Source organism: Serratia sp. LTN-2 (assembly GCF_059740205.1).
In genome coordinates, this window is sequence record NZ_JCAXDO010000019.1 from 50666 (window position 1) to 72245 (window position 21580).

Below are 21580 nucleotides of genomic sequence, written 5' to 3' on the forward strand. Positions count from 1 at the left end.
GAATGCTATGAGTCTGAATTTTCTTGATTTTGAACAGCCGATTGCAGAGCTGGAAGCGAAAATTGACTCGCTGACTGCAGTCAGCCGTCAAGACGAAAAATTAGATATTAATCTGGACGAAGAGGTTCAGCGCCTGCGTGAAAAGAGCGTTGAGCTGACGCGCAAGATTTTTGCCGATCTTGGGGCTTGGCAGATTGCCCAATTGGCACGCCACCCGCGCCGTCCTTATACCCTGGATTATATCAAACACATCTTTACCGACTTCGAAGAGTTGGCGGGCGATCGCGCTTACGCCGACGACAAAGCGATCGTCGGCGGCATTGCGCGCCTGGATGGCCGCCCGGTGATGATCATCGGGCACCAGAAAGGCCGCGAAACCAAAGAGAAGATCCGCCGCAACTTCGGTATGCCGGCGCCGGAAGGTTACCGTAAGGCGCTGCGCCTGATGGAAATGGCCGCACGCTTCAAGATGCCGCTCATTACCTTTATCGATACCCCGGGCGCTTATCCGGGCGTGGGTGCGGAAGAACGCGGCCAGTCAGAAGCCATCGCGCGCAACCTGCGCGAGATGTCGCGCCTGAACATCCCGGTCATCTGCACCGTCATCGGCGAAGGCGGCTCGGGCGGCGCGCTGGCGATCGGTGTGGGCGACAAGGTGAACATGCTGCAGTACAGCACCTATTCGGTGATTTCGCCGGAAGGCTGCGCCTCCATCCTGTGGAAGAGCGCCGACAAGGCGCCGCTGGCCGCAGAAGCGATGGGTATCACTGCGCCGCGTCTGAAAGAACTGAAGTTGATCGACTCGGTGATCCCGGAGCCGCTGGGTTCCGCGCACCGCGACGTGCCGGCGATGGCGGCCGCGCTGAAAGCGCAGCTGTTGGCCGACCTGAAAGATCTGGACGGTCTGAACGACGAAGAGTTGCTCAACCGTCGCTATCAGCGTCTGATGAACTACGGCTATTGCTGAGTTCTGTTGTTCGCTGCAAGAAACCGCCTTCGGGCGGTTTTTTTTTGGCTACACACCGCCGGATTTTCGTGGTGTTATAGAGACTTGGCCGTTAACTGACAGGAGCTGCCGATGAATATCATCGCCATCATGGGCCCGACGGGCGTCTACTACAAAGATGAGCCGATTCGCGAGCTCCACGCTGCGCTGGCCGCCATGGGATTCCAACTGGTGTATCCTAAAAACAGCGGTGACCTGCTGAAGCTGATCGAAGCCAACGCCCGCATCTGCGGGGTGATCTTCGACTGGGACGACTACAGCCTGGAGCTGTGCAGCGAGATCAACGAGCTGAACGAATACCTGCCGCTGTACGCCTTTATCAATACTCATTCCACCTTCGACGTCAGCCTGCATGAAATGCGCATGGTGCTCTATTTCTTCGAGTACGGTCTGAATGCGGCGGACGATATCGCGCAGCGCATCCAGCAGTACACGGCGGAATACATCGACACCATTACGCCGCCGCTGACCAAGGCGCTGTTCAACTACGTGCGCGAAGGCAAGTACACGTTCTGCACGCCGGGCCACATGGCCGGCACCGCGTTCCAGAAAAGCCCGGTGGGCTGCCTGTTCTATGACTTCTTCGGCGCCAATACCCTGAAGGCCGACATTTCAATTTCGGTCACCGAGCTCGGCTCGCTGCTGGATCACACCGGCCCGCACCTCGAGGCCGAAGAGTATATCGCGCGCACCTTCAACGCCGAGCAGAGCTATCTGGTCACCAACGGCACCTCCACCGCCAACAAGATCGTCGGCATGTATTCGGCGCCGGCGGGCAGCACGGTGCTGATCGACCGTAACTGCCACAAATCGCTGTGCCACCTGCTGATGATGAGCGATATCGTGCCGATCTACCTGCGCCCGCTGCGCAACGCCTACGGCATCCTCGGCGGTATTCCGCAGCGCGAGTTCACCCGCGCCAGCATCGCCGCCCGGGTGCAGGAGACCCAGAACGCCACCTGGCCGGTACACGCGGTGATCACCAATTCCACCTATGACGGCCTGCTGTACAACACCGACTACATCAAGCAGACGCTGGAGGTGCCGTCGATCCACTTCGATTCCGCCTGGGTGCCTTACACCAACTTCCACCCGATTTACGACGGCAAAAGCGGCATGAGCGGCGAGCGGGTGCCCGGTAAGGTGATTTACGAAACCCAGTCGACGCACAAGCTGCTGGCGGCCTTCTCGCAGGCTTCGATGATTCATATCAAGGGCGACTACGACGAAAGCACTTTCAACGAAGCCTACATGATGCACACCACCACTTCGCCGCACTACGGCATCGTGGCGTCGATGGAGACCGCTGCCGCCATGCTGCGCGGCAACCCGGGGCGGCGTTTGATCAACCGTTCGGTGGAGCGCGCGTTGCATTTCCGCCGTGAAGTACAGCGGCTGCGCGAGGAGAGCGACAGCTGGTTCTTCGATATCTGGCAGCCGGAAGAGATCGATGAGGCGCAGTGCTGGCCGCTGGATCCCGACGACAACTGGCACGGTTTCGGCCAGACCGATCGCGATCATATGTATCTCGATCCGATCAAGGTGACGATCCTCACGCCGGGTATGAACGAGCTGGGCGCGCTGGAGGAGGAGGGGATCCCGGCGGCGCTGGTGGCGAAGTACCTCGACGAGCGCGGCATCGTGGTGGAGAAGACTGGGCCGTACAACCTGCTGTTCCTGTTCAGCATCGGCATCGACAAAACCAAGGCGATGAGCCTGCTGCGCGGGCTGACCGATTTCAAGCGCGCCTACGATCTCAACCTGCGGGTGAAGAACATGCTGCCGGATCTGTATGCCGAAGATCCGGATTTTTATCGCCATATGCGCATTCAGGATCTGGCCGCCGGCATCCATCGCCTGATCTGCCAACACGATCTGCCGCGCCTGATGCAGCGGGCGTTCGACGTGCTGCCGGAAATGAAGCTGACGCCGCACCAGATGTTCCAGGAGCAGGTGCGCGGCAATGTGGAAACTTGCGAGCTGGATCAGTTGGTGGGCAAGGTGGCGGCCAATATGATCCTGCCTTATCCGCCGGGCGTGCCGCTGGTGATGCCGGGGGAAATGATCACCGAAGAGAGCCGGGCGGTACTCGATTTCCTGCTGATGCTGTGTTCGATCGGCGAGCGTTACCCCGGCTTTGAAACCGACATCCACGGTGCCAAACTGACGGAAGACGGGCGTTATCTGGTGAAGGTGCTGAAAGCGCCGCAGCCATAATGGCATAAAGCGCCCGGCGGTTTGGCAAGATGCGCCGGGCTTTCTCATTGACGGCATTGCCGCCGCCGGATACCGTGCCCCACCAAAACGAACAGAAGAGGGTTTCTATGCTGGCGTTACGTCAGGTGCATCACATCGCGATCATTGGCGCGGACTACGCTGCCAGCAAGCGTTTTTACTGCGACATTCTCGGGTTTACCCTGCTGAGCGAAGTCTACCGTGCGGAGCGCGACTCCTGGAAAGCGGATCTGGCGCTCAACGGGCAATACACCATCGAGCTGTTTTCTTTCCCTTCGCCGCCGGCCCGGGTCAGCCGCCCGGAGGCTTGCGGCCTGCGCCATCTGGCGTTCAGCGTTGACGATATCGAGCAGGCTATCGCCCATCTGCAGGCGGCTGGCGTCGCTTGTGAACCGCTGCGCGTCGATCCTTACACCCAATCTCGCTTTACCTTTTTCAGCGATCCCGATGGTTTACCGTTAGAATTATACGAGAGTTAACGGCTTAATCGCCTCCCGGCGGCCACAGCCGGGGGCGGTTATGCTATGATCGCGCCCTTGCCCTACATGCCTACAGAGTTATTTCCGCCATGCAAGAGCCTGCTTTTCGCGTCGGGGAGTGGCTGGTTACCCCTGCCGACAACACTATCAGCCGCGACGGCCGCCAAAAAACGCTGGAACCGCGCCTGATCGACATGCTGTGCTATTTCGCCCGGCATCCTGACGTGGTGCTGAGCCGCGACGAGCTGATCGACAATGTCTGGACGCGCAATATCGTCACCAACCACGTGGTGACCCAATGCATTTCAGAACTGCGCAAATACCTGAAAGACGGCGACAGCGACAGTCAGGAATACATTATTACCGTGCCCAAACGCGGTTATAAGTTGGCGGCTTCGGTGATCTGGTGTGAAGAAGGGGAGCCGCAGCCCGCTTTGGCTCAGGCGCCGCAGATCGCGGTGATCATGCATGAGCCGGAAGACGGCAGCGATGATGAAGAGGATACGCCGTATGTGCCGCCGCGCCGGGCAAGCGCGCCGGCTGCTGCGCCCGGCGAGAAGAAGCCGCGTTTTTATCGCCGCTCGACGTTCTGGGTGTGGCTGGCGTTTCTGAGTGCGCTGAGCGTCTGCGTGGCGTTTGTCGGCATCGCCACGCTGTCGCAGCGCGTGCCGGTCTCCAGCATGCCGGTGCTGCTCAACCCGCGCGATATCGATATCCGCATTCAGGGCGGCGAGAGCTGCAGCAACTGGATGCCGCAGCTCTCTTATGTGGTGGGCGTCAGCGAGCTGATTACCGATTCGTTGAACACTTACTCGACCTTCCTGGTGCACGACCAGACCAACTACAACTATTCCGGCCCCAGCAACTCGGGCAAGTCGCTGTATATCGAGTTCGTTAATCAGCGCCACTACCGCGCCCAGCAGTGTTTCCTGTCCGTGCGACTGGTGGATAACGCCGACAGTTCGATCATGTTGGACAAGCGTTACTTCATCACCGCCGATAACCAGCTGAAGATCCAAAGCGACTTCCTCTCCAGCCTGTCCGCGGCGCTGAAACAGCCCTGGCCGCCGCAGCTGGAGCAGCGTCTGGCGCAGCTGTTGCCCGACAACGGACCGCTGTTGCAGCGTTTCTACCAGGCACATCAATTGTTGATCCACGGCGACGCCGATTCGTTGACCCGCGCCAGCGTTCAGTTGAGCGATCTGATTAAAAGCGCGCCGAATTTCCACTACCTGCTGGCGGAAAAAGCGCTGGTGGATGTGCTGCGCAATTCTTATCAACCGTTCGACAGCCAGGCATTGGCGCAATTGCGGGCCGATATCAGCCATCTGGCGACGATCCCCGAATTGAAGAACACGCCGATTATGCAGCAGGTTCTGGCGGTAGATGCCTTGACGCAGGGGCGCATTGACGAAGCGCACCGGGCTATCGATCTGGGGATTGAGCTGCAAATGTCGTGGCTGAACTATGTGCTGTTGGGCAAGGTGTATGAAATGCAGGGGCAGAACCATTTGGCGGCGGACTCTTATATCACTGCCTTCAACCTGCGTCCCGGCGAAGATACATTGCATTGGATCACCAACGGTGTATTCCAGACGTCATTGACCAACGTCGTGCCTTATTTAAATAACTATCAGCGCCAATAATTAACCGATATCACGCCGCCATTATTCTTTGGGGATCATGGCGGCGTTATTTATTGGTGAAGGCATGTTGCATGAATGTATTATTTTGCTGCGCGATATTATCTCTTTTTTGCCGTTTGTTATTCGTTTTTAACCTTTGCATCTTATTGTTTTTAAATGATGTTTATCTTTTCTTTAGCTTACCTTTTTATCTTGATGTGTTAATGAAAAACCTCAAGTTATCATTTGTATGATCATGAGCGTAATCTCACTTTATCTTTAGGACTTTATTCCCGTCGATGGTTAGCATCCTGACTATCAAGCCGGCTCATTAAAATATTTTATTTATGGGTGTGGCTTATAAGAAACGTAAATCAGGAGAAACTGACCATGGCTTCACCCAAGAAAATAGGGCTTATTGCCTGCACCGGCGTCGTCGCCGGTAATATGATGGGGAGCGGGATTGCCTTATTGCCCGCCAACCTGGCGAGTCTCGGATCCATCGCCATCTGGGGATGGGTGATCTCGATTATCGGGGCGATGTCGTTGGCCTATGTGTATGCCCGCCTCGCCACCAAAAACCCGCAGCAGGGCGGCCCTATCGCCTATGCCGGTGAAATTTCTCCGGCCTTCGGTTTCCAGACCGGCGTGCTTTATTACCATGCCAACTGGATCGGTAACCTGGCCATCGGCATTACCGCCGTTTCTTATCTCTCCACCTTCTTCCCGGCGCTGAACAACCCGGTGCCCGCCGGTATTGCCTGTATCGCCATCGTGTGGATCTTCACCTTCGTGAACATGCTGGGCGGGACCTGGGTCAGCCGTTTGACCACCCTGGGCCTGGTGTTGGTGCTGATCCCGGTGATCGTGACCGCCACCATCGGCTGGCACTGGTTTGACGCCGCTACCTACCAGGCTAACTGGAACACCTCCGGCACCACCGACAGCCATGCGGTCATCAAAAGTATCCTGCTGTGCCTGTGGGCGTTCATCGGCGTGGAATCCGCGGCGGTCAGCACCGGCATGGTGAAAAACCCGAAACGCACCGTACCGCTGGCGACCATGCTCGGCACCGGTCTGGCGGGCATCATCTATATCGCCGCCACCCAGGTGATCAGCGGCATGTTCCCGGCGTCTGAAATGGCCGCCAGCGGCGCGCCGTTCGCCATCAGCGCCTCGGCGATTATGGGTAACTGGGCGGCGCCGATGGTTTCTGCCTTCACCGCCTTCGCCTGCCTGACCTCGCTCGGTTCGTGGATGATGCTGGTCGGCCAGGCCGGGGTACGCGCCGCCAACGACGGCAATTTCCCGAAAGTGTACGGCGAGCTGGATAAAAACGGCATTCCGAAGAAAGGCCTGCTGCTGGCCGGTTGCAAAATGACCGCGCTGATGGTGCTGATCACCCTGATGAGCTCCGCCGGCGGCAAAGCGTCCGACCTGTTCGGCGAGCTGACCGGTATCGCGGTGCTGCTGACCATGCTGCCTTACTTCTACTCCTGCGTAGACCTGATCCGCTTTGAAGGGGTCAACGTACGCAACCTGCTGAGCCTGATCGCTTCAGTGTGCGGCTGCGGCTTCTGCTTCATCGCGCTGATGGGCGCCAACTCTTTCGAACTGTCCGGCACCTTTATCATCAGCCTGATTATCCTGATGTTCTACGCCCGGAAAATGAATACCCGCCAGGCTGCCAGCGCAGCGGCGGTCGATGAAAACACCACGGCCAAAGCGCACTGATTCGCGTCCGCTGACCGACTGAATTTACCCAGCCCCTTTCTTTCCGACCTGTCAGCCGCGACGGGAAGGGGCTTGCTTTGCCAGGAGAAATGCATATGAACGTTATCGCCATCATGAATCACATGGGTGTCTACTTCAAAGAAGAGCCTATCCGTGAACTGCATCAGGCGCTGGAAAGTCTGGATTTCCGCATCGTTTACCCTAACGATCGCGAAGACTTGCTGAAACTGATCGAGAACAATGCCCGCTTGTGTGGGGTGATCTTCGACTGGGACAAATACAACCTGGAGCTGTGCGAAGAGATCAGCCAACTGAACGAGTACATGCCGCTGTACGCGTTCGCCAACACCTATTCCACGCTGGACGTCAGCCTGAACGATCTGCGCATGCAGGTGCGCTTCTTCGAATATGCGCTCGGCGCGGCAACCGACATCGCCGCCAAGATCAAACAGAATACCGACGAATATATCGACACCATCCTGCCGCCGCTGACCAAGGCGCTGTTCAAATACGTGCGCGAAGGCAAGTACACCTTCTGTACGCCGGGCCACATGGGCGGCACCGCGTTCCAGAAAAGCCCGGTCGGCAGCCTGTTCTACGATTTCTTCGGCCCGAATACCATGAAGTCGGATATCTCGATTTCGGTGTCCGAGCTGGGATCGCTGCTGGATCACTCCGGCCCGCACAAAGAGGCGGAAGAGTATATTTCTCGCGTGTTCAACGCCGAACGCAGCTACATGGTCACCAACGGCACCTCAACCGCCAACAAGATCGTCGGCATGTACTCGGCGCCGGCGGGCAGCACGGTGCTGATTGACCGTAACTGCCACAAGTCGCTGACTCACCTGATGATGATGAGTGACATCACGCCGATCTACTTCCGCCCGACCCGCAACGCTTACGGCATCCTCGGCGGCATTCCGCAGAGCGAGTTCCAGCGCGCCACCATCGCCAAACGCGTGAAGGACACCCCGAACGCTACCTGGCCGGTGCACGCGGTGATCACCAACTCCACCTATGACGGCTTGCTGTACAACACCGACTTTATCAAGAACACCCTGGACGTGAAATCTATCCACTTTGACTCCGCCTGGGTGCCTTACACCAATTTCCACCCGATCTATAAAGGCAAGTGCGGCATGAGCGGCGGCCGCGTGGAGGGCAAGGTGATCTATGAAACCCAGTCCACCCACAAACTGTTGGCGGCTTTCTCGCAGGCGTCGATGATCCACGTGAAGGGCGACATCAACGAAGAGACCTTCAACGAAGCCTACATGATGCACACTACCACCTCGCCGCACTACGGCATCGTGGCCTCTACCGAAACCGCCGCGGCGATGATGAAAGGCAACGCCGGCAAGCGCCTGATCCACGGCTCTATCGAACGCGCGATCAAGTTCCGTAAAGAGATCAAACGCCTGAAAGTCGAATCCGACGGCTGGTTCTTCGACGTCTGGCAGCCGGAGCATATCGATGAGCCGGAATGCTGGCCGCTGCGTTCCGACAGCGCCTGGCACGGTTTCAAGAACATCGACAATGAACACATGTACCTCGATCCGATCAAGGTCACCATCCTGACGCCGGGGATGAGCAAGGAAGGCGAGATGCAGCCGTTCGGCATCCCGGCCAGCATCGTGGCGAAATACCTCGATGAACGCGGCATCATCGTCGAGAAAACCGGGCCGTACAACCTGTTGTTCCTGTTCAGCATCGGCATCGACAAAACCAAGGCGCTCAGCCTGCTGCGCGCGATGACCGACTTCAAACGCTCGTTCGATCTGAACCTGCGGGTGAAAAACATGCTGCCTTCGCTGTATCAGGAAGCGCCTGATTTCTATGAAAACATGCGCATTCAGGATCTGGCGCAGAACATTCACCGCCTGGTGGAACAACACAACCTGCCGGATCTGATGTACCGCGCGTTCGAAGTGCTGCCAACCATGGTGATGAACCCGTACCAGGCGTTCCAGAAAGAGCTGCACGGCGAAGTGGAAGAGGTCTATCTGGAGGACATGGTCGGCAAGGTCAACGCCAATATGATCCTGCCATACCCACCGGGCGTGCCGTTGGTGATGCCGGGCGAAATGCTGACCGAGGAGAGCCGGCCGGTGCTTGAGTTCTTGCAGATGCTGTGCGAAATCGGCGCGCATTATCCGGGCTTTGAAACCGACATTCACGGCGCCTATCGTCAGGCGGACGGACGTTATCGGGTGAAAGTGCTGAAGGCGAAATAACCGCAGCCAAAAACAGGGGAGGCGCTCGCGCTTCCCCTTTGTCGTTCACCGACTGATGGGAGACCAACATGAAAACACCCTCACAGCCGCGCGCAATCTACTATGTCGTAGCGATACAAATTTGGGAATATTTCAGCTTTTACGGCATGCGTGCGTTACTGATTCTCTATCTGACCCACCAACTCGGCTATACCGACAGCCGCGCCATCGATCTCTACAGCGCTTACGCTTCGTTAGTTTACGTCACTCCTATTTTGGGCGGCTGGCTCGCCGACCGCCTGCTGGGCAACCGCGTCGCGGTGATCGCCGGCGCGGCGCTGATGACCCTGGGGCATATCGTGCTCGGCCTGAGCGCGGTCTCCGCCCAGTCGCTCTATCTGGCGCTGGCGATCATCATCTGCGGTTACGGCCTGTTCAAATCCAATATCAGCTGCCTGCTGGGCGAGCTGTACCCGGCGCAGGACTCGCGCCGCGAGGGAGGCTTCTCGCTGCTGTACGCCGCCGGTAACGTCGGATCTATTTTGGCGCCGATCGCCTGTGGGTTGGCGGCCGAGCGCTATGGCTGGCACGTCGGCTTTGCGTTGGCCGGGATCGGCATGTTCGCCGGCCTGGTGATCTTCCTGCTGGGCGGGCGTCATTTCCGCCACACTCGCGGCGTGAATGCACCGCTGATGCGCGCCAGAAGCCTGGGTTTGCCGCACTGGGGCTGGCTGTTGGCGGCGTTGCTGGCATCGCCGCTGTTCTTCACGCTGTTGTTTGTGCGCGACTGGGCCGGTTATTTGCTCGGGCTGGTGTGCGTGGCGGCGGTGGTGCTGGTGGCGCGTATTATGCTGCGAGCGGACGCCGGCCAGCGCCGGGGCCTGTGGCAGATCGTTGCGCTGATGCTGCTGGGTACGCTGTTCTGGGCCTTTGCCCAGCAGGGTGGCAGCTCCATCAGCCTGTTTATCGATCACTTCGTCGATCGGCGCTGGTTCGGCTGGACGGTGCCGACCGCGCTGTTCCAGTCGGTTAACGCCTGCGCGGTGATGCTGGGCGGCGTGGCGCTGGCGTGGCTGGCTAGCGGCGATGGCGCGGGCGATCGCACGCTGCGCATCTGGTGCAAGTTCGCCTTTGGCCTGCTGCTGATCGGCGTCGGCTTTACGCTGATGGCGCTCAATACGCGGCTGCACGGGCCGGGATCGATGGGGCTGATGATCGCCGGCCTGGCGGTGATGGGCTTCGCCGAACTGTTTATCGATCCGGTGGCGATGGCGCAGATCACCCGGCTGAACATTCCCGGCGCCACCGGGGTGTTGACCGGCATCTATATGCTGGCGACCGGCTCGATAGCCAACTATCTGGCGGGCATTATCGCCAATCAGACCGCCGAGGATCATATCGAAGGGGCGGCGATGCAGGCGTATGGCCGCATTTTCGCTCAGATCGGCTGGGGAGCTGCCGGGTGCGCGCTGGCGGTGATCGCGGTGCTGGGCGGCTGGTGGCTGCTGACGCGACGCCAGGCCCGGACGGTTAATGCTTGATTGATGACGGTAGGCGGAGTTAACGTGCAGCTATGTAGAAGTGACAAAGCCTACCGATGGATACTGATCAATTAACGACGCTGGTGGCGGACCAGCTGGGCGCGCAGCAGCGGCTGCTGGTGGCGTTCAGCGGCGGTCTGGACTCCAGCGTGCTGCTGCATCTGCTGGCGGCATTGCGCCGCCAACGTCCGGCGCTGCAGCTGCGTGCATTGCACGTGCACCACGGCCTGAGCGCTTTCGCCGACCGCTGGGTGAAGCATTGCCGCCGCCGCTGCGCCGACTGGCAGGTGCCGCTGACGGTGACGCACGTGCAGGTGGACGCCCGCCAGGGCGGCATCGAAGCGGCGGCGCGTGCGGCGCGCTATGCCGCCTTCAGCGCCGCCCTGGCGGAGGGCGAAGCGCTGCTTACCGCTCAACACCTTGACGATCAAAGCGAAACTTTCCTGTTGGCGCTCAAGCGCGGCAGCGGGCCGGCGGGATTGTCGGCGATGGCGGCGCGCACCACGTTGGGCGAGCATCTGTTGTTGCGGCCATTGCTGGGCTGTTCGCGCCAGACGCTGGAAAGCTATGCGCAGCGCCACGCCTTAAGCTGGATCGATGACGACAGCAATCAGGACACGCGCTTCGATCGCAATTTCCTGCGTTTGCAGGTTTTGCCGCAGCTCAACCAGCGCTGGCCGCACTTCGCTTCGGCGGTGGCGCGCAGCGCCAGCCTGTGCGCCGAGCAGGAGCAGCTGTTGGACGAACTGCTGGCGGAACCGCTGCAAAGCCTGTTGGCGGCAGATCGCTCATTGGCGATCGACGGTCTGACGGACTGTTCTCCGGTACGGCGTTTCGCCTTGCTGCGGCGCTGGATCGCGTTGTTTAACGTCACTATGCCGGCGCGTGAGCAGCTACAGCGCCTGTGGGAGGAGGTGGCGCTCAGCCGGGAAGACGCTGAACCGCAGCTGCAGCTCGGCGCCTATCAGATCCGCCGTTTCCGTGGCCGACTGCACCTGCTGCCGCCGCTGGCGACGCTGCGCGGTGTGCATCTGCCCTGGCGGCCTGACGAGCCACTGGCGTTGCCGGACGGGCTGGGGCGCCTGATCGCCGGCGAGGGCGAACTGGCGCTGCGCGCGCCGCAGCCAGCGCAGCGGATCAGCATTCGTTTCGGCGGCGTGCAGGGCACCGTGCGCATCGTAGGGCGCTCCCATTCGCGACCGATAAAAAAACTGTGGCAGGAGCTGGGGATTCCTCCCTGGCAGCGTGATCGCATCCCGTTGATTTATTATGATGAGCAGCTGATCGCCGCCCTGGGCACATTCGTCTGTGAGGCGGGGCAAGTGGCGGAAGACGAACGCCCGTGGCGACTGCGCTGGGAAAAAAATCATAATCGTGAGGAGCAATGATGAAGTTTGTGGGGATCACGCTGTTGGCCGCCGGCCTGTTCAGCCTGCCGGCATTGGCGGCGGGGGATGCGGCCGCCGGTCAGGCGAAAGCCGCTGCCTGCGCGGCTTGCCACGGCGCACAGGGCAAGGTGACGGTGCCGATGTACCCGAATTTGGCCGGGCAGAACGCCATGTACCTGCAGCACGCGCTGCAGGCGTACAAGAAAGGAGAGCGCAACGGCGGCCAGGCCGAGGTGATGAAGGCCTATGTGTCCGGCCTGTCGGAGGATGATATCGCCGATCTGGCGGCCTATTACGCCAGCCTGAAGCCATAAATGACGAGGGCAGCCGGTAGGCTGCCCTGTTGGGATGGGGTTACCGCTGCTCAGTCTGACAGACTGACGACCACGGTACCGATTTCCGGATGACTGAAACTGCTGATATGGTCCAGACGCAGGTCGCGCTGCTGGCCGTTCTGCTCGATGGTCAGATACTCAACGCGTTTCTTTTGCAGCAGGTCGATCGCCTTGGCCTCGATCACTTCTCCGTCGCGTAACTCCAGCTTCAGAATAAGTTTATGCTGACAGGCGAGTTCCAGGTTGTCGTAGTCATCGCAATTGATGGGTTGGTACTCATCATTCATCAACATAGTCGCTCACCAATAAGTTAGCGGCGGCAAAGGCCGCCTGTTCCCTAACGGAGGACGGTAGCGCGTCGTTCGCTGCGACATCGTCCAATGCCTTTAACGCACAAGCCAGCGCATCAGGCACGTAGCCAAGATCTCCACTGCCAATCTCGGCGTAAGTACGGCGTACTAACTCACAGTATTGTTGCACAGTTTCCTCCCTTAAGAACCTCTGCATCATCAAGACCGCTCTCGCGATGAGGCGCAGGCTCTCGGAGTTTTATCCTATCCTAGACGACTATAGCACAGCTGTTATGGAGTTATCAGCACCCCGACACGCCTTTCGCTCTGCGCCGGGCCGGGCTGCGCTGGCGGCGTTCGGCCCTGATCAAGTACACTGTCGCCGGATAATTACGAGGTCACCCATGGCGCTGAAAGCAACCATTTATAAAGCCGCGGTCAATATCGCTGATATGGATCGTCATTTCTACCACGACGCCGCGCTGACGCTGGCGCAACACCCGTCCGAAAACGAACAGCGCATGATGCTGCGCCTGCTGGCCTGGATCTGCCATGCCGACGAACGGTTGGTGTTCACCAAAGGGCTGAGCGCCGACGACGAGCCGGAGATCTGGCAGCGCAACGACCATAACGGGCTGGAAATGTGGATCGAGATGGGGTTGCCCGACGAGAAGCGCATTCGCAAGGCCTGCAACCAGTCACCGCGCGTGGTGTTGTACGCTTACGGCGAGCGCGCCGCGCACGTTTGGTGGCAGGCGATGCAGGGCAAAGTGGCCGGTTACAAGAACCTGAGCGTACGCTTCCTCGACGACGATCAGCTGGCACGGCTGACGGCGCTGGCCAGCCGCACCATGACGCTGCAGGCGACGCTGCAAGAGGGAACTATTTGGCTGTCCGATGCTCAGAATAGTCTGGAAATCCAGTTTGCCGAGTGGCAGCAGGCGCAGGTGTGACCGGTGCTGGAACTGTCAAGAAACGTAGCCATACCGGATAATGAGCTGGAATTGACGGCGATCCGCGCGCAGGGCGCGGGCGGTCAGCACGTGAACAAAACCTCAACGGCGATCCATTTGCGCTTTGACATCCGGGCATCCAGCCTGCCAGAGTATTATAAGGAAAGGCTGCTGGCGCTGAATCACCATTTAATTACTGCCGATGGCGTGGTGATTATCAAGGCGCAAGAGTATCGCAGTCAGGAATTGAATCGCGAAGCGGCGTTGGCCAGGCTGGTCGCGTTGATTCAGCAGGCGATGGTGGTGGAAAAAACGCGCAAGGCGACCAAGCCGACGAAAGGAGCGAAACTGCGTCGCCTGGAAGGCAAGACGCGCAAAGGCGCCACCAAGGCGCTGCGTGGCAAGGTTCGCACTTAGGAATACATGAACACAGTAGGAGAATAACTGTGAAGAAAATTACGATAGCCCTGTTCTTGGCGGCAGGCGCACTCTCGTTGTTGGGATGCAACAATCATTATCAGCCGAAGGAACAACCGCTGCAGGCGATGCCGCAGAGTTATCAAGGGGTGTTGCCTTGCGCCGATTGCGGCGGTCTGGATACGGCGCTGTTCCTGGATGAAGACGGTACTTTTGTGCTGCAGGAAACCTATCGCGGCAGCAAAGACGGCGATCAGACCTTTGCCGACTACGGCAAATGGGCGCGCACCGCGGATAAGCTGGTGCTGATCGACAGCACCGGCGAGAAACGCTACTTCCGTCCGGTGGGCAAGAGCCTGGAAATGCTGGACCGCAGCGGCGCGCCGATCGAGTCCAAGCTGAATTACCGTCTGGAGCCGGTCGAAAAGCCGTTGCCTAAAACCCCGATGGTGATGAAAGGCAGCTACAGCTATATGGCCGACGCGGCGGTGTTCAAAGATTGCGCCACCGGCATCACTTTCCCGGTGGATAACAACATCGCGCTGGAGCAAGGTTACGCCAAGGCCAATAAGACTGCCGGCGAGCCGGTGTTCCTGACCTTCAACGCGCACTTCAGCGTGCAGCCGTCGATGGAAGAGGGGCAGATTGAAAAAGCGGTGGTGCCGGACGGCAAGATCGCGTTCGACCGCAGCAAAAGCTGCAGCAGCAAGTAACGCGTTTCGGATATAAAAAAACCCGCCTAGGCGGGTTTTTTATTCTCTGGCGATCGGCGCTTAGCGTTTGATCTGGCCCAGCAGGAAATCAACGATTTCGCCGGTTTTGATCATTTGCTTCTCGCCGACGCGGCGGTTCTTGTACTCGATCTCTTCGTTATCGAGGTTACGGTCGCCGATAACGATAGAGTGCGGCACGCCGATCAGTTCCATATCCGCGAACATCACGCCCGGACGCTCTTTGCGGTCATCGAGGATCACATCGATGCCGTGGGAGCGCAGGGTGTTGTACAGCTCTTCCGCCAGCGCCTGCACGCGGAATGACTTGTGCATGTTCATCGGCAGGATCGCCACCTGGAACGGCGCGATGGCGTCCGGCCAGATGATGCCGCGTTCGTCGTGGTTCTGCTCGATGGCGGCAGCCACGACGCGCGTGACCCCGATGCCGTAGCAACCCATGGTCAGCACCTGGTTGCGGCCGTCTTCACCCTGCACGGTCGCTTTCATCGCTTCCGAGTACTTGGTGCCGAGCTGGAAGATATGGCCCACTTCGATGCCGCGTTTGATCAGCAGCGTACCCTGACCGTCCGGGCTGGCGTCGCCTTCCACCACGTTACGGATATCGGCCACCTGCGGCAGCGGCAGATCGCGCTCCCAGTTGATGCCGAAGTAGTGTTTGCCGTCAACGTTGGCACCGGCGCCGAAATCGCTCATCGCCGCTACGCTGCGATCGGCAACCACCGGCATCGGCAGCTTGACTGGGCCAAGCGAGCCTGGGCCGGCACCGACGATGGCGCGGATCTCTTCTTCGGTGGCGAAGGTCAGCGGCGAGGCAACCTGCGCCAGCTTCTCGGCCTTGACTTCGTTCAGCTCGTGATCGCCGCGCACCAGCAGGGCGACCAGCTTGTGGCCGCTCTCTTCGGTGGCGCGAACCATCAGCGTCTTCACGGTTTTTTCCACCGGCAGCTGGAATTGCTCGACCAGCTCGGCGATGGTTTTGGCGTTCGGCGTATCCACCAGGCGCAGCTCTTCGCTGGCTGCGGCGCGCGGCTCTGCCGGAGCGACCGCTTCCGCCAGCTCGATGTTAGCGGCGAAATCGGAGCCGGTGGAGAACACGATATCGTCTTCACCGCTCTGCGCCAGCACCTGGAATTCGTGCGAGGCGCTGCCGCCGATCGAGCCGGTATCCGCCTGCACCGGACGGAAATCCAGGCCCATGCGGCTGAAGATTTTGCTGTACGCTTCGTACATTGCGTCGTAAGTCTCCTGCAGAGACTCCTGTGAGGTGTGGAAGGAGTAGGCATCCTTCATCAGGAACTCACGGGAACGCATCACGCCGAAACGCGGGCGCACTTCATCACGGAACTTGGTCTGGATCTGGAAGAAGTTCAGCGGCAGCTGTTTGTACGAACTGATCTCGTTGCGGATCAGATCGGTGATCACTTCTTCATGCGTCGGGCCCAGTACGAACGGACGATCGCCGCGGTCGACGAAGCGCAGCAGCTCGGGGCCGTATTGCTCCCAACGGCCGCTTTCCTGCCACAGATCGGCAGGCTGAACCACCGGCATGGAAACTTCGATCGCGTTAGCATTGTTCATTTCTTCGCGAACGATGTTTTCAACCTTTTTCAGAACGCGCAGGCCGGTCGGCAGCCAGGTGTAAAGACCGGAGGCCAGCTTGCGGATCATCCCGGCGCGCAGCATCAGCTGGTGGCTGATCACTTCGGCGTCGGCAGGTGTCTCCTTCAAAGTGGAGAGCAGATATTGGCTAGTACGCATGGTGTTTTGGTTCCGTTAGAACTGCAAATTGCATCGGGCTGCCAGAGTGGCGGCCAAAAAGTGATTTAGTTTACCAGCGCGAGCGGGTCGCCAAAAGAGAGGCGGCGGAATTTTAACGCGGGTCGAGCGACAGCACTTCGGTGTGACCGTCCACGACGCGCCAGCGCACGTTGAAATCCAGCAGCCAGACGGCGTAATCCCGTTCGACGTCCTCTCCTTTACGATAGGCGGGACGGGGATCTTGCGCCAGCACCTGGCTGATAAAACGCCTTAAATGCGGATAGTGCGCCTGATGTTGCTGCAGCTGCTGCTCGGCCTGCGGCGCAAAACGCACCGGCATATCGCCGGCGGGCGCGGCCTGGGCAAAACCGGCGCGGGCCTGCGGCTGGCTCTCGGCGAACGGCAGATAAGGCTTGATGTCCACCACCGGGGTGCCGTCGACCAGATCGAGGCTGCCCAGCTCGAGCGCCACTTCGCCGTTTTTTACCCGCACGCCTTTCAGTTCAATGAGGGACATGCCGAGCGGATTGGGGCGAAAGGTGGAGCGAGTGGCGAACACGCCCATACGGGCATTGCCGCCCAGGCGCGGTGGGCGCACCGTTGGCCGCCAGCCGCCCTCCATGGTTTGATGGAAGATGAACATCACCCACAGATGGCTGAAATCGCTGAGGCCTCGCACCGCTTCCGCCTGGTTGTAGGGCGGCAGCAGCAGCAGTTCACCGCCGCCGTCTTCGACCAGCCCCGGTTGGCGGGGAACGGCGAATTTTTCTTTATACGGCGAGTGGATCACGCCGATCTGCTCGAAAACGAATTCGGTCATTTGGACGAGACGTTAAGCGCCGAGCCCTGACAAACGGCCTGCTGATAGCAACCGGCGACGCCGCTGACAATCTGGCAGTCGTGCAGCAGCACGGCGTTGGCCTTCATGTAAGACGCACGGATTTGCATGCGTTTACGGGCGGTGGCCAGATTTGGTGGAGAGTCTTGCACGGTGGTTTGGCACGATTCGCCGGACACTTCACCCAGATCGCGGAACGGCTTGCCCACGAGTTCTTCTGCACTTTTATACAGTTTTACCGGAGCGGGGCGGGCGGCCGGCGTGGTTTTGGCCGGAGCGGTGGTGGTCGGCTTGCTGGTGCTGCTTGTTGAGGATGGCGCGATACGCTGCGATGAACATCCGGCCAGCGCGAGCGCTAACAAACAGAGAGGTAAAACACGCATTGAGATTCCTCTGCCTTAATGAAAGTGGCGCTATTGAAGCAAGCTATGGCGGAAATAACAAGACGGGCCTTGGCCCGTCTTGCAATTATAGGAATAAAATGGGTGAATAAGCGCTTACCAGCCTTTCACCGCTCCGCCGTTGAAGATTTTGTTGGCGGCTGCGTCAACTTCGTCAGACTGATAGGCCTGAACGAATTTCTTCACGTTTTCCGCATCTTTGTTATCTTCGCGCGCAACCAGCAGGTTGACGTAAGGCGAGTCTTTATCTTCCACGAACAGACCGTCTTTCGCCGGCGTCAGGCCGATCTGGCTGGCGTAGGTGGTGTTGATCACCGCCAGCGCGATCTGCTGATCGTCCAGAGAACGCGGCAGCTGAGGCGCTTCCAGCTCAACCAGCTTCAGGTTTTTCGGGTTCTCGGTCACGTCCAGCACGGTCGGCAGCAGGCCAACGCCGTCTTTCAGCTTGATCAGACCGACTTTCTGCAGCAGCAGCAGCGAACGGCCCAGGTTGGTCGGATCGTTAGGCAGCGCGATCTGCGAACCTTCTTTCAGCTCGTCCAGCGATTTGATTTTCTTGGAGTAACCGGCGATCGGGTAAACGAAGGTGTTGCCGACCGGCACCAGCTTGTAACCGCGGTCTTTGATCTGCTGGTCCAGATAAGGCTTGTGCTGGAAGGCGTTCAGATCGATATCGCCTTTGCTCAGCGCTTCGTTAGGCAGCACGTAGTCGTTGAAGGTCACCAGCTCGACGTCCAGACCGTATTTCTCTTTCGCCACTTTCTGCGCCACTTCGGCGACTTGCTGCTCAGCACCGACGATCACACCGACTTTGATGTGGTTTGGATTCTTTTCATCCTGGCCGCAGCCCGTCAGAGCCAGAGTGCCGATCAGTGCGCCAATTGCCGCGATGGATTTAAATTTTAACGACATATCCCTTCCTCATTAGACTCGCATTAATATGCTGTGAAACTATTTATGGGTAACGGCTTTGACGATGCGATCGCCGCAGAACTGGATCAGATAAACCAAAACTACCAGTAATACTAATACGGTATTCATCACTGTGGCGTTATAACCGATATAACCGTATTGGTAACCGATTTGCCCCAGGCCGCCGGCGCCGACAGCGCCGCCCATGGCCGAGTAACCCACCAGAGTGATCAGGGTGATGGTCGCGGCGTTAACCAGGCCCGGCAGGGCTTCCGGCAGCAACACTTTCTTGATGATCTGCATCGGCGTGGCGCCCATGGCGCGCGCGGCTTCCACCAGGCCGGACGGGATTTCCAGCAGGGCGTTTTCCACCATGCGCGCGATGAACGGCGCGGCGCCCACGGTCAACGGCACGATGGCCGCCTGCAGACCGATCGAGGTGCCGACGATCATGCGGGTAAACGGAATCATCCAAACCAGCAGGATAATGAACGGGATGGAACGGAAGATGTTCACCAGCCCGGACAAAATTTTATACAGCGAATTGTTGGCGATGATCTGCCCCGGGCGGGTGACATACAACAGCACGCCTACCGGCAGGCCGAGCACGAAACCGAAGAAGCCGGAGACAAAGGTCATCATGACGGTTTCCCATACGCCACGCGCCATCAACCACATCATTGCCTCAGACATAACCCAGAACCTCTACTTTTACCTGATTTTCTTGCAGGAACTTAATCGTCGCCAGCGCGTCTTCGTCGCTGCCGTGCAGCTCCGCCAGCATCACGCCGAATTTCACGCCGCCGGCATAATCCATCTGGGCGCTGATAATGTTGTTGTTCACGTTGAAGCGGCGAGCGGCTTCAGACAGCAGCGGCGCATCGACCGACTGGCCGGTGAACTCCAGACGCAGCAGCGGCTGGCGGCCGCCCTGACGCTCCGGCGACAGGCGCGCGGCGTAGTCGTCCGGGATATCCAGATGCAGCGTGGACTGAATGAACTGTTGGGCCAGCGGGGTTTTCGGGTGTGAGAACACTTCGCTGACGCTGTCTTTTTCGATCAGCTGCCCCTGGCTGATGACCGCGACCTGGTCGCAGATGCGTTTCACCACGTCCATTTCGTGGGTGATCAGCAGAATGGTCAGGCCCAGGCGGCGGTTGATGTCTTTCAGCAGTTCCAGGATGGAACGGGTGGTGGCCGGATCCAGCGCGCTGGTGGCTTCGTCGCACAGCAGCACTTTAGGGTTGCTGGCCAGCGCACGGGCGATCGCCACGCGCTGTTTCTGGCCGCCGGACAGGTTGGCCGGGTAGGCGTCGTGTTTGTCCGCCAGGCCAACCAGCTCCAGCAGTTCGGTCACGCGTTTCTTGATCTCGGCGCGCGGCGTATTGTCCAGCTCCAGCGGCAGCGCCACGTTACCGAACACCGTGCGGGAAGAGAGCAGGTTGAAGTGCTGGAAGATCATGCCGATTTGGCGGCGGGCGCGCGTCAGTTCGCTTTCCGACAGGGACGTCAGATCCTGGCCATCGACCAGTACCTGGCCGGAAGTGGGGCGCTCAAGCATGTTAGCGCAGCGGATCAGCGTGCTTTTGCCGGCACCGGAAGACCCGATAACGCCATAGATTTGCCCGGCAGGGACGTGAAGGGTCACGTCAGAGAGCGCGGTAATGGTGCGCGAACCCTGCTGGAACACTTTAGTGATGTTAGAAAGTTTAATCATATTCTTCTTATTTTAGCGTGGTTGCCCGTGGCTAGATAAAAGTAAACCTCGGCGTGGAACCAAGGTATGGATCAGATGTTAAGGCGTCTAGACGTCTAAGTCAACGACCAACGACGTTCTCCGGCGTTCTCAGCGTGGGGTAAAACATGCGATACTGTCAGCGTATACAGGCCCTCAGGAGCAAAGCGGTGACACAAAGCGTTCCAGCAATTTTTCTCGATCGTGACGGTACGATTAATGTTGACCATGGTTATGTCCATGAAATCGACAACTTCCACTTTATCGACGGCGTGATTGACGCCTGTCGCGAACTCAAAAAGATGGGCTTCGCGCTGGTGATGGTGACCAATCAGTCCGGCATTGCGCGCGGCAAGTTCAGCGAAGACCAGTTTATGTACCTGACCGAGTGGATGGATTGGTCGCTGGCCGATCGCGACGTTGACTTCGACGGCATCTATTTCTGCCCGCATCATCCGGAGGCGGTAGTAGAAGAGTATCGTCAGGTGTGCGACTGCCGTAAACCGCAGCCGGGCATGCTGCTGCAAGCGCAGCAGGAATTGAACATCGATATGGCCGCTTCTTATATGGTGGGCGATAAACCGGAAGACATGCAGGCGGCGATCGCGGCCGGCGTCGGCACCAAGGTGCTGGTGCGTACCGGCAAGCCGGTGACGGAGCAGGGCGAAAAGTTGGCCGATTGGGTGCTAAATAGCCTGGCGGACCTGCCGGCAGCCATCAAAAAGCGGGTTTAATAGGCGTTACGAATGAATAGTGAGCGGTCAGATAAAAAAAGCATATTATCGCTTGTCATTCTGAACCGGCTCCCTATAATGCGCCTCCATCGACACGGCGCAAGTGATTCACTTCACACAGCGGCCGGGAAGAAAGAGAAAAAATCCTGAAAATTAGGGTTGACTCTGAAAGAGGAAAGCGTAATATACGCCACCTCGAGTTAGCAAGCGAAAGCGCCTAACTCACTGCTCTTTAACAATTTATCAGACAAT

General features: G+C 58.9%; 21 protein-coding genes. 13 read left to right on the top strand and 8 right to left on the bottom strand.

The features are described from left to right. Nucleotides 1–7 precede the first annotated feature (7 nt). From accA to AC6BYQ_RS24095, 9 genes are all read left to right on the top strand, one after another. Nucleotides 8–967, top strand: a complete 960-nt coding sequence (accA, locus tag AC6BYQ_RS24055; RefSeq protein WP_019455765.1) for an acetyl-CoA carboxylase carboxyl transferase subunit alpha — start codon at nucleotides 8–10, stop codon at nucleotides 965–967. 111 nt (nucleotides 968–1078) lie between these two features. Further along, the gene (locus tag AC6BYQ_RS24060; protein WP_019455766.1) at nucleotides 1079–3223 is read left to right on the top strand and encodes a lysine decarboxylase LdcC; all 2145 of its coding nucleotides are present in this window, start codon (nucleotides 1079–1081) and stop codon (nucleotides 3221–3223) included. 107 nt (nucleotides 3224–3330) lie between these two features. Continuing rightward, a complete protein-coding gene (locus AC6BYQ_RS24065; protein ID WP_019455767.1) occupies nucleotides 3331–3720 on the top strand; it encodes a VOC family protein in 390 nt (129 codons plus the stop codon). A gap of 89 nt (nucleotides 3721–3809) precedes the next feature. Then, nucleotides 3810–5366 (top strand): lysine decarboxylation/transport transcriptional activator CadC, encoded by a 1557-nt coding sequence (gene cadC / locus AC6BYQ_RS24070; RefSeq protein ID WP_154747491.1) that lies wholly within the window; start codon nucleotides 3810–3812, stop codon nucleotides 5364–5366. A gap of 369 nt (nucleotides 5367–5735) precedes the next feature. Then, nucleotides 5736–7079 carry a cadaverine/lysine antiporter gene (cadB, locus tag AC6BYQ_RS24075; protein WP_019455769.1) on the top strand — a complete coding sequence of 448 codons (1344 nt, stop codon included), beginning with the start codon at nucleotides 5736–5738 and terminating at the stop codon, nucleotides 7077–7079. Nucleotides 7080–7174: 95 nt separating this feature from the next. Further along, entirely contained in the window at nucleotides 7175–9313 is a 2139-nt protein-coding gene (cadA, locus tag AC6BYQ_RS24080; RefSeq protein ID WP_063917927.1) for a lysine decarboxylase CadA, read from the top strand. 68 nt (nucleotides 9314–9381) lie between these two features. Continuing rightward, nucleotides 9382–10833, top strand: a complete 1452-nt coding sequence (dtpD, locus tag AC6BYQ_RS24085; protein ID WP_019455771.1) for a dipeptide permease DtpD — start codon at nucleotides 9382–9384, stop codon at nucleotides 10831–10833. A 56-nt stretch (nucleotides 10834–10889) separates the two neighbouring features. Further along, nucleotides 10890–12221, top strand: a complete 1332-nt coding sequence (gene tilS, locus AC6BYQ_RS24090) for a tRNA lysidine(34) synthetase TilS (RefSeq protein ID WP_498057649.1) — start codon at nucleotides 10890–10892, stop codon at nucleotides 12219–12221. Further along, entirely contained in the window at nucleotides 12221–12535 is a 315-nt protein-coding gene (locus tag AC6BYQ_RS24095) for a c-type cytochrome (RefSeq protein ID WP_074055985.1), read from the top strand. Before tilS ends, AC6BYQ_RS24095 begins: the two co-directional genes overlap by 1 nt. Nucleotides 12536–12585: 50 nt before the next feature. Here the strand turns inward: AC6BYQ_RS24095 and rof are convergent, their stop codons facing one another. Further along, nucleotides 12586–12849, bottom strand: coding sequence for a Rho-binding antiterminator (rof, locus tag AC6BYQ_RS24100; protein WP_004931991.1), 264 nt, complete (start codon nucleotides 12847–12849; stop codon nucleotides 12586–12588). Next, the gene (locus tag AC6BYQ_RS24105) at nucleotides 12836–13036 is read right to left on the bottom strand and encodes a YaeP family protein (protein WP_004931993.1); all 201 of its coding nucleotides are present in this window, start codon (nucleotides 13034–13036) and stop codon (nucleotides 12836–12838) included. The genes rof and AC6BYQ_RS24105 overlap by 14 nt, the downstream gene beginning before the upstream one ends. Nucleotides 13037–13250: 214 nt before the next feature. Between AC6BYQ_RS24105 and AC6BYQ_RS24110 the strand changes: the two genes are divergently transcribed. From AC6BYQ_RS24110 to nlpE, 3 genes are read left to right on the top strand one after another with little or no spacing between them, the layout of a single operon-like run. After that, nucleotides 13251–13799, top strand: coding sequence for a YaeQ family protein (locus AC6BYQ_RS24110; RefSeq protein ID WP_019455774.1), 549 nt, complete (start codon nucleotides 13251–13253; stop codon nucleotides 13797–13799). Between the two features lie 3 nt (nucleotides 13800–13802). Then, nucleotides 13803–14216 (top strand): alternative ribosome rescue aminoacyl-tRNA hydrolase ArfB, encoded by a 414-nt coding sequence (gene arfB / locus AC6BYQ_RS24115; protein ID WP_004931997.1) that lies wholly within the window; start codon nucleotides 13803–13805, stop codon nucleotides 14214–14216. A gap of 29 nt (nucleotides 14217–14245) precedes the next feature. After that, entirely contained in the window at nucleotides 14246–14929 is a 684-nt protein-coding gene (gene nlpE, locus AC6BYQ_RS24120) for an envelope stress response activation lipoprotein NlpE (RefSeq protein ID WP_498057650.1), read from the top strand. Nucleotides 14930–14989: 60 nt separating this feature from the next. On the opposite strand, the gene proS is transcribed toward nlpE, so the two are convergent. The 6 genes from proS to metN all read right to left on the bottom strand — a co-directional run bounded on the left by proS (nucleotide 14990) and on the right by metN (nucleotide 20576). Then, entirely contained in the window at nucleotides 14990–16708 is a 1719-nt protein-coding gene (gene proS, locus AC6BYQ_RS24125) for a proline--tRNA ligase (RefSeq protein WP_025160245.1), read from the bottom strand. 112 nt (nucleotides 16709–16820) lie between these two features. Next, nucleotides 16821–17528 (bottom strand): tRNA (N6-threonylcarbamoyladenosine(37)-N6)-methyltransferase TrmO, encoded by a 708-nt coding sequence (tsaA, locus tag AC6BYQ_RS24130; protein WP_498057651.1) that lies wholly within the window; start codon nucleotides 17526–17528, stop codon nucleotides 16821–16823. Then, the gene (rcsF, locus tag AC6BYQ_RS24135) at nucleotides 17525–17929 is read right to left on the bottom strand and encodes an envelope stress sensor lipoprotein RcsF (RefSeq protein ID WP_004932006.1); all 405 of its coding nucleotides are present in this window, start codon (nucleotides 17927–17929) and stop codon (nucleotides 17525–17527) included. Before rcsF ends, tsaA begins: the two co-directional genes overlap by 4 nt. Before the next feature lie 114 nt (nucleotides 17930–18043). Continuing rightward, a complete protein-coding gene (locus tag AC6BYQ_RS24140) occupies nucleotides 18044–18859 on the bottom strand; it encodes a MetQ/NlpA family lipoprotein (protein ID WP_019455780.1) in 816 nt (271 codons plus the stop codon). Nucleotides 18860–18898: 39 nt separating this feature from the next. Next, nucleotides 18899–19552, bottom strand: a complete 654-nt coding sequence (locus AC6BYQ_RS24145; protein ID WP_004932010.1) for a methionine ABC transporter permease MetI — start codon at nucleotides 19550–19552, stop codon at nucleotides 18899–18901. Then, a complete protein-coding gene (metN, locus tag AC6BYQ_RS24150; RefSeq protein ID WP_019455782.1) occupies nucleotides 19545–20576 on the bottom strand; it encodes a methionine ABC transporter ATP-binding protein MetN in 1032 nt (343 codons plus the stop codon). Before metN ends, AC6BYQ_RS24145 begins: the two co-directional genes overlap by 8 nt. A 188-nt stretch (nucleotides 20577–20764) precedes the next feature. Between metN and gmhB the strand changes: the two genes are divergently transcribed. After that, complete coding sequence (gene gmhB, locus AC6BYQ_RS24155) at nucleotides 20765–21328, top strand: D-glycero-beta-D-manno-heptose 1,7-bisphosphate 7-phosphatase (RefSeq protein WP_015378880.1); 564 nt, start codon at nucleotides 20765–20767, stop codon at nucleotides 21326–21328. Nucleotides 21329–21580 lie beyond the last annotated feature (252 nt).